Raw genomic sequence first — 7,798 nt, 5'->3', positions numbered from 1 at the left:
GCGCTTGGCGCGGCGGCGGCGGCGGTCCAGGCCTTTTCGCGCCAGGCACTGCACGCGGCGCATCTGGGGTTCGTCCATCCGGTCAGCGGAGAGGAGATGGGTTACGACAGCCCCCTGCCCGACGACATGCAGGTCCTGCTGGACGCCTTGCGCGCCGCCCCTTGACGGGAACGTGAGCCGACCACAGATGACAAGGTCCCCGTGGATGCGGCATCCTGTCCCGGAACCGGGCTGATCGACGCTGCGTTACCCGGTCTCTGCGAAAGGCGAATATCATGGCGACCTATGGAAATCTTCCCGCCCCCAGCCCGGAACAGGGTCTGAACCGCTATCTGCAAGAGATCCGCAAGTTCCCCCTGCTGGAACCCGAACAGGAATACATGCTGGCCAAGGCCTGGGTGGACCACGAGGACAGCGAGGCTGCCCACAAGATGGTGACCAGCCACCTGCGCTTGGCCGCCAAGATCGCGATGGGTTATCGCGGCTATGGCCTGCCCCAGGCAGAGGTCATCAGCGAGGCCAATGTCGGCCTGATGCAGGCCGTCAAGCGTTTCGATCCCGAACGTGGGTTCCGCTTGGCCACCTATGCGATGTGGTGGATCCGCGCCTCGATCCAGGAATACATCCTGCGGTCCTGGTCGCTGGTCAAGATGGGCACCACCAGCGCCCAGAAAAAGCTGTTCTTCAACCTGCGCAAGGCGAAGTCCAAGATCGGTGCGCTGGAAGAAGGCGACCTGCGTCCCGAAAACGTTGCCCAGATCGCGACCGAACTGAACGTGACGGAAAAGGAAGTCGTCGACATGAACCGGCGCCTGTCCGGGGGCGATGCGTCCCTGAACGCGCAGGTCGGGTCCGGCGATGGCGAATCGTCCGCGCAGTGGCAGGATTGGCTGGAGGACACCAACGCCAACCAGGCCGAGGCCTATGCCGAATCCGAAGAACTGGACACCCGTCGCCAGATGCTGATCGACGCGATGGACGTGCTGAACGACCGCGAAAAGGATATCCTGATGGAACGACGCCTGCGCGACGATCCGATGACGCTGGAGGACCTGTCCAGCCGTTACAGCGTGTCGCGTGAACGCATCCGTCAGATCGAGGTACGCGCGTTCGAAAAGCTGCAGGAACGGATGCGCATTCTGGCCCGCGACAAGGGAATGCGGATCGCCGACCCGGTCGAGTGACCTGCGCCGCATTGACGCAACGCGGCGCGGCGCTATGGTCTGGGAACCCTGCAGGACGACCCTAGACCATGCCCGCGCCCCTGACTGCCCTGACCGAATTCCAGCGCCTCGAGGCGCAGGGCTCTTGGCGCGAGACGCCCGAATCGCGCCTGCGCGAGGTTATCGTGTCGGTCGGCGCGGCCACGCTGACGCTGATGGACCCCAAGTCCGATCGCCCTCTGTCGCATTGGTCGCTGCCCGCCGTGACACGCATCAACCCTGGACAACTGCCCGCCATCTATACCCCGAACGGTCAAGCTCCGGACGAGACCGTCGAGATCGACGATCCGCTGATGATCGAGGGAATCGAGCGGGTGCAGCGCGCCATCGCCATCCACCGTGCCGTGCCGGGTCGTCTGCGCGGCGTGGTCACGGGCCTGGGCGTGCTGGCGATGCTGGGCGCGCTGACGTTCTGGTTGCCCGACGCGCTGATCCGCCATGCCGCCCGCATCGCCCCGCCTGCACAGGCCCGGACCATCGGCTTGGCCGTGCTGGGCGATCTGGAGCGGAGCGCCGGGGCCGTCTGCCGCCGCAGGTCGGGCCAGCAGGTGTTGGACTGGATTGCGCCGCAATTGATCGGCGATGAGGCGCTGGTGCAGGTCGTGCCCGCCCCCCTGAACGGCGCGCGGCGTCTGCCGGGTGATCTGTACGTGCTGGGCAATGACCTGCTGACCACCACGCCGGGTCCCGAAGCTTCGGCCGGTCACCTGATCGCGGCCCGTCTGGCGGTCGAGGACAAGCAGACGACGCTGGACGCCCTGCGCCATGCCGGATTGATGAATGCGCTGCGCCTGATGACCCTTGGCACGCTGTCGCGCGAGGCGATGCAGGGTTACGGAGAGATGCTGTTGTCCGAGGCCCTGCCCCGGCCCGATCTGGCCGCCCTGCCCCCGGCCTTTGCCGAACGCGGGCTGTCGACCGAACCCTATGCCCGCAGCATCGACCCGACCGGCGCCGCCGTCCTGCCGCTGATCGAGGCCGATCCGATCCGTCAGGGCACCGAACCCGCCCGCCTGCTGACGGATGAACAATGGCTGGCGCTGCAGCAGATCTGCGCAGGCTGAGGCGCCTAGACGAACTGTTCGCGCAGCAGCCGTTCGTCCAGACCGTGACCGGGATCGAACAGCAGGCGGTGACGGATGTCGTCGGCACTGCGGATTTCGACCCGCGTGACATGGCGGACCGACCGGCTGTCGGCATCGGCCATGACCGGGCGGCGGTCGGCGTTCAGCACCTCGATCACCACCTCGGCGCCCTTGGGCAGCAGGGCGCCCCGCCAGCGACGGGGCCGGAACGGGGCGATGGCCGTCAGGGCCAGCACCTCTGACCCGATGGGCAGGATCGGGCCATGCGCCGAATAGTTGTAGGCCGTCGACCCCGCGGGCGTGGACACCAGCGCCCCGTCGCAGACCAACTCCTCCATGCGCAGACGGCCGTCGACATGGATGCGCAGCTTGGCGGCCTGCGGTCCCTCGCGCAGCAGGCTGACCTCGTTGATGGCCAGGGCCTCGGTGCAGGTCCCGTCGGCGCAGGTGGCGCGCATGCGCAGCGGGTTGATCACCGTCTCCTCGGCCAGGGCAAGGCGGTCGGTCAGGTCATCCTCGGCATATGCGTTCATCAGGAAGCCCACAGTGCCGCGGTTCATGCCGTAAACCGGCACCCCCCGCCCCTGCGTCGCGTGCAGCGTCTGCAGCATGAACCCGTCACCGCCCAGGGCCACCACCACGTCGGCACCCTCCAGCGGCGTCTGGCCATAGCGCGCGGTCAGCGCCGACAGGGCCGTCCGGGCAGGATCGGCATGGCTTGCGGTGAAATGCACGTTGCGCGTCATCGGCCGTCCTGTCCCCTGATGGACCCGCACCATCACGCGACCCCGGCGCGATGACAAGCGCATTCCGTGCCGCGTCGCAACGGGTCGGGTCCGGGTCGTTTTGTCACTTTCGGCATGCGCGACGTTGCGTTAAAAGACGCCAACCCTAGCCGCCCCAGCCAAAAAAGGACGAAAGACCGATGAACGCACCGACCCGCGACAACGGCTTCTTCACCGAAACCCTGGCCAGCCGTGACCCCGACATTGCCAAGGCGATCACCCAGGAACTGGGCCGCCAGCGCGACGAGATCGAGCTGATCGCCTCCGAGAACATCGTCAGCCGCGCCGTGATGGAGGCTCAGGGATCCGTCCTGACCAACAAGTACGCCGAAGGCTATCCGGGCAAGCGCTATTACGGCGGCTGCCAGTATGTCGACATCGCCGAGAATCTGGCGATCGAGCGTGCCAAGGAGCTGTTCGGCTGTGCCTATGCCAACGTCCAGCCCAACAGCGGCAGCCAGATGAACCAAGCCGTGTTCCTGGCGCTGCTGCAGCCGGGCGACACGTTCATGGGTCTGGACCTGAATTCGGGCGGTCACCTGACCCACGGATCGCCGGTCAACATGTCGGGCAAGTGGTTCAACGTCGTCAGCTATGGCGTGCGCGCGCAGGACCAGATGCTGGACATGGACGCGATCGCCGAAAGCGCCCGCCAGCACAAGCCCAAGCTGATCATCGCCGGCGGCACCGCCTACAGCCGCAGCTGGGACTGGGCCGCCTTCCGCGCCATCGCGGACGAAGTCGGTGCCTATCTGATGGTCGACATGGCCCATATCGCGGGCCTGGTCGCGGGCGGCGTGCACGCCTCGCCCATCCCGCATGCCCATGTCGTCACCTCGACCACGCACAAGTCACTGCGCGGACCGCGCGGCGGCCTGATCCTGACCAACGACGCGGACATCGCCAAGAAGGTCAACAGCGCCGTGTTCCCCGGCCTGCAGGGCGGCCCGCTGATGCATGTGATCGCCGCCAAGGCCGTGGCATTCGGCGAGGCGCTGCGCCCCGAGTTCAAGACCTATGCGGCCCAGGTCGTCAAGAACGCCGCCGCCATGGCGGATGAGCTGATGAAGGGCGGCATCGACATCGTGTCGGGCGGCACCGACAACCACCTGTGCCTGGCCGACCTGCGTCCCAAGGGCGTGACCGGCAAGGCGACCGAGGCCGCTCTGGGCCGCGCGCACATCACCTGCAACAAGAACGGCGTGCCGTTCGACCCGGAAAAGCCGTTCGTGACCTCGGGCATCCGCCTTGGCGCGCCCGCCGGCACCACCCGCGGCTTTGCCGAGCAGGAATTCCGCCAGATCGCCCGCTGGATCGTCGAGGTCGTGGACGGCCTGGCCGCCAACGGCGAGGACGGCAACACCGCGGTGGAGGACAAGGTCCGCGCCGAGGTGGCCCAGCTGTGCGCCCGCTTCCCGCTGTACCAGGGCATGTGATCCCATCCGATCGCTGACCTGACCACCCCGCCGCGCCCCGCGCGGCGGGGTTTCCTGTCTGTGCCATTTGCGCATCCTGCAATTTCGCGCCATGGTTTGCGCAGACATGAAGGGAAGAGGACAGATGACACCACCCAATCGCCCCCAGGCCGAACCGCGCTGGAGCCTGGTCGGCCCCGGCCTGGTCGTGGCCGCGACAGGCGTCGGCGCCGCCGACCTGATCGCCACCACCGTCGCCGGCAGCAAATACGGCTATGCCCTGCTATGGGCCGTCATCGCGGGCTGCATCATGAAGATCGTGCTGGTCGAGGGTGCGGGCCGCTATACCCTGGCCACCGGCAACACCATCTTTGAAGGCTGGAGCACGCTTGGTAGATGGACCAGCTGGTATTTCGGCCCTTACATCGTGATCTGGGGCTTTGTCTATGGCGCGGCGGCGATGGCCGGGACGGGGCTGGCGCTGACCTCGCTGATGCCGTTCCTGGGCGTTCCGGCCTGGGGCATCCTGTCGGGTCTGCTGGGCCTGGCGCTGGTCTGGTCGGGCCGGTACGACCTGTTCGAACGGGTGCTGACCGCGATGGTCATCCTGATGTTCGTGGCGATGGTGCTGGCGGCCGCGGCCACCCTGCCCAACCTTGGCGAGGTCCTGACCGGCCTTGTGCCGATGATACCCGACGGCGCGATGATCAACGTCCTGTCCGTCGCGGGCGGCGTCGGCGGCACGATCACGCTGGCGGCCTATGGCTACTGGCTGCGTGAAAAGGGCTGGGACAGCCCGCGCTTCATGTCGGTCATGCGCATCGACAACGCGGTAGCCTATCTGGTGACCGGCCTGTTCGTCGTGGCGACGCTGATCGTCGGGGCGGAACTGCTGTATTCCGCGGGCATCGCCATCGGCGGCGGCGACCAGGGCATGGTCGATCTGTCACGCGTGCTGAACGAACGCTATGGCACTTGGCTCAGCAAGCTGTTCCTGGTCGGCTTCTTCGCGGCATCGTTCAGTTCATTGATCGGGGTTTGGAACGGGGTCAGCCTGATGTTCGCCGACTTCCTGGGCCATGTTCAAGGCAAGGCGCACGGCCATCCCGACCGCATGTCGGGCGGGCGTTACTATCGTGCCTATGTGCTGTGGCTGACGGTGCCGCCAATGGCGATGCTGTTCCTGGGACAGCCGATCTTCCTGATCCTGGCCTATGGCGTGCTGGGCGCGCTGTTCATGCCGTTCATGTCGGTCACGCTGCTGTGGATCCTGAACACCGACCGCGTTCCGCCCGAATGGCGCAACAAGCTGTTGACCAACATCCTGCTGGTCATCTGCACGCTGGCCTTTGCCGCATTGGCGGCGGACCAGCTGCGCAGTTCGATCATGCGGCTGTTCTAGGCCTGCCACGCCGGCTTGCGCCGGTCGAAAAAGGCCGAGATCCCTTCGGGGGCCTCGGCGCCCTGCCAGACGGCGACCAGACGGTCGATGCTGTCCTCGATGACGGCGGCGTCGATGCGGGGGCCAAGCGCGCGGCACTGCGCCTTGGCGGCGGCCACCGCACCGGTGGCAACCTGCAGGAAGGGCGCGATTTCGGCCTCGATGGCCGCATCCAGATCCTCCGGCGCGACGCTGCGCGACACCAGGTTCAGGGCCACCGCCTCTGTCGCGTGGAACAGGCGGGCGGAAAAGAACACCCGCCGCGCGGCAGGCTCGCCCATGCGGGCGACGACATACGGACCGATGGTCGCGGGGATCAGGCCAAGCCGAACCTCGGTCAGACCGAACCGGGCGGAATCCGCAGCAATCACGATATCGCTGACTGCCATCATGCCCACCCCGCCGCCAAAGGCGTTGCCATGCACCCGCGCGATCAGCGGCTTGGGCAGCAGGTTCAGCGCCGACAGCATCCCGGCCAGCGCCCGCGCGCCCTCGCGCCGCGTGGCATCGTCCGCAGCCATCTGTTCGCGCATCCAGCCCAGGTCACCCCCGGCGCAGAAACTGGGTCCGTCGCCCGCCAGCACGACGACGCGAACGGCCGGATCGGCCCCCAGATCGGCGGCGGCCTGGGTCAGTTCATTCATCATGGCGCGCGACAAGGCGTTGTGCTTGTCCGGGCGGGCCAGCGACAGGGTCGCCACGCCGCGCGGGTCGCGGTCGATGCGGATCGTCTCAAACATCAGGGGTCTCCCTCAGCGCGCGGGCCATTCGGGCGGCGCGGGTGATGATGTCCATGTCCAGCCCATGCGCAAAGCCGCGCGCGGTCAGGTGGCGGGCCAGGGCCTCGGTCGCGACATTGCCGGCGGCACCCGGCGCGTAGGGACAGCCGCCCAAGCCGCCCACGGCGGCGTCAAAGACGCGCAATCCGCGATCAAGGCTGACATCGACATTCTGCAGCGCCCGCCCGGCGGTGTCGTGGTAATGCCCCGCCAGCTGGCCCGCAGGAAGTTCGTCCAGCACGGCGGCCAGCATCGCGTCGATCGTCTCCGGGCGGCCTTGGCCGATGGTGTCGCCCAGGCTGATCTGGTCGCAGCCCATGTCGCGCAGCGCCGCCGCCACGCGGGCCACGGCCGCGGGGGGTGTCGGCCCGTCGAACGGACAGTTGGTCACCACGCTGACATAGCCGCGCAATGCGACCCCGTCCGCCCGTGCCGCCTCTGCGACCGGCGCCAGCCGCGCAAGCGCGTCGTCGATGGGTGCGTTCAGGTTCGCGCGACTGAACCCTTCGGACGCACTGGCAAAGATGGCGACCATGTCGGCCCCCGACGCCCGCGCGGCCTGATAGCCGCGCAGGTTCGGCGTCAGGACGGCATAGCGCGTGCCGGGGTGGCGGGTGATGCCCGCCATGACCTGTGCCGCGTCCGCCATCTGCGGCACCCAGGCCGCGGGGACAAAGCTGGTCACCTCGATATGCGCAAAGCCCGCTTGGCTCAGCAGATCGACCAGCGCGATCTTGTCGGGGGTCGGGATCAGGCGCTTTTCGTTCTGCAGCCCGTCGCGCGGGCCCATCTCGAAGATCTCGACATGCTCAGCCATCGGCAGGCTCCAGCCGGATCAGCGGGGCGCCGGCCTCGACCTGGTCACCGGCTTGGGCCAGCACTTCGGCCACCACCCCGTCTGCGGCGGCGGTCAGGCTGTGCTCCATCTTCATCGCCTCCAGCACAGCCAGACGGTCGCCGGCGGCAACCGTTTGGCCCGCCACCACATGCACCGCCTTGACCAGCCCCGGCATGGGCGATCGCGTGACCCCATCGCCCGCGCCGTCGGCCGCCTTGCGCGCCAAGGGGTC

The 7,798-nt window shown here is 67.7% G+C and carries 7 protein-coding genes and 1 pseudogene; 4 read left to right on the top strand and 4 right to left on the bottom strand.

Features of this window, described 5'->3' with window-relative positions; all coding sequences use genetic code 11:
* Nucleotides 1–275: 275 nt before the first annotated feature.
* Complete coding sequence (gene rpoH, locus TY51_RS09655; protein WP_042248918.1) at nucleotides 276–1,184, top strand: RNA polymerase sigma factor RpoH; 909 nt, start codon at nucleotides 276–278, stop codon at nucleotides 1,182–1,184.
* A 68-nt stretch (nucleotides 1,185–1,252) separates the two neighbouring features.
* Nucleotides 1,253–2,287 (top strand): hypothetical protein, encoded by a 1,035-nt coding sequence (locus TY51_RS09650; RefSeq protein WP_231558994.1) that lies wholly within the window; start codon nucleotides 1,253–1,255, stop codon nucleotides 2,285–2,287.
* A 5-nt stretch (nucleotides 2,288–2,292) separates the two neighbouring features.
* On the opposite strand, the gene TY51_RS09645 is transcribed toward TY51_RS09650, so the two are convergent.
* The gene (locus TY51_RS09645) at nucleotides 2,293–3,087 is read right to left on the bottom strand and encodes an NAD kinase (protein ID WP_081994851.1); all 795 of its coding nucleotides are present in this window, start codon (nucleotides 3,085–3,087) and stop codon (nucleotides 2,293–2,295) included.
* Nucleotides 3,088–3,233: 146 nt separating this feature from the next.
* Here TY51_RS09645 and glyA point away from each other — a divergent pair, with 146 nt between their 5' ends.
* Nucleotides 3,234–4,529 (top strand): serine hydroxymethyltransferase, encoded by a 1,296-nt coding sequence (glyA, locus tag TY51_RS09640; RefSeq protein ID WP_042248912.1) that lies wholly within the window; start codon nucleotides 3,234–3,236, stop codon nucleotides 4,527–4,529.
* Nucleotides 4,530–4,653: 124 nt separating this feature from the next.
* Nucleotides 4,654–5,910 (top strand): Nramp family divalent metal transporter, encoded by a 1,257-nt coding sequence (locus TY51_RS09635; RefSeq protein ID WP_156117970.1) that lies wholly within the window; start codon nucleotides 4,654–4,656, stop codon nucleotides 5,908–5,910.
* Here TY51_RS09635 and TY51_RS09630 read toward each other — a convergent pair.
* The 3 genes and pseudogenes from TY51_RS09630 to TY51_RS24515 form a co-directional block, all read right to left on the bottom strand.
* Nucleotides 5,907–6,689, bottom strand: a complete 783-nt coding sequence (locus TY51_RS09630; protein WP_042248908.1) for a crotonase/enoyl-CoA hydratase family protein — start codon at nucleotides 6,687–6,689, stop codon at nucleotides 5,907–5,909. The genes TY51_RS09635 and TY51_RS09630 overlap by 4 nt on opposite strands.
* Nucleotides 6,682–7,545, bottom strand: a complete 864-nt coding sequence (locus TY51_RS09625; protein WP_042248905.1) for a hydroxymethylglutaryl-CoA lyase — start codon at nucleotides 7,543–7,545, stop codon at nucleotides 6,682–6,684. The genes TY51_RS09630 and TY51_RS09625 overlap by 8 nt, the downstream gene beginning before the upstream one ends.
* Nucleotides 7,538–7,750: pseudogene (locus tag TY51_RS24515) on the bottom strand (acetyl-CoA carboxylase biotin carboxyl carrier protein subunit); the annotation flags it as partial. The pseudogene TY51_RS24515 and the gene TY51_RS09625, both read right to left, overlap by 8 nt.
* Nucleotides 7,751–7,798 lie beyond the last annotated feature (48 nt).

The sequence above is a fragment of the Paracoccus sp. PAMC 22219 genome, assembly GCF_000787695.1.
Classification (GTDB): domain Bacteria; phylum Pseudomonadota; class Alphaproteobacteria; order Rhodobacterales; family Rhodobacteraceae; genus Paracoccus.
This window is presented reverse-complemented; position numbering and strand designations above follow the sequence as displayed.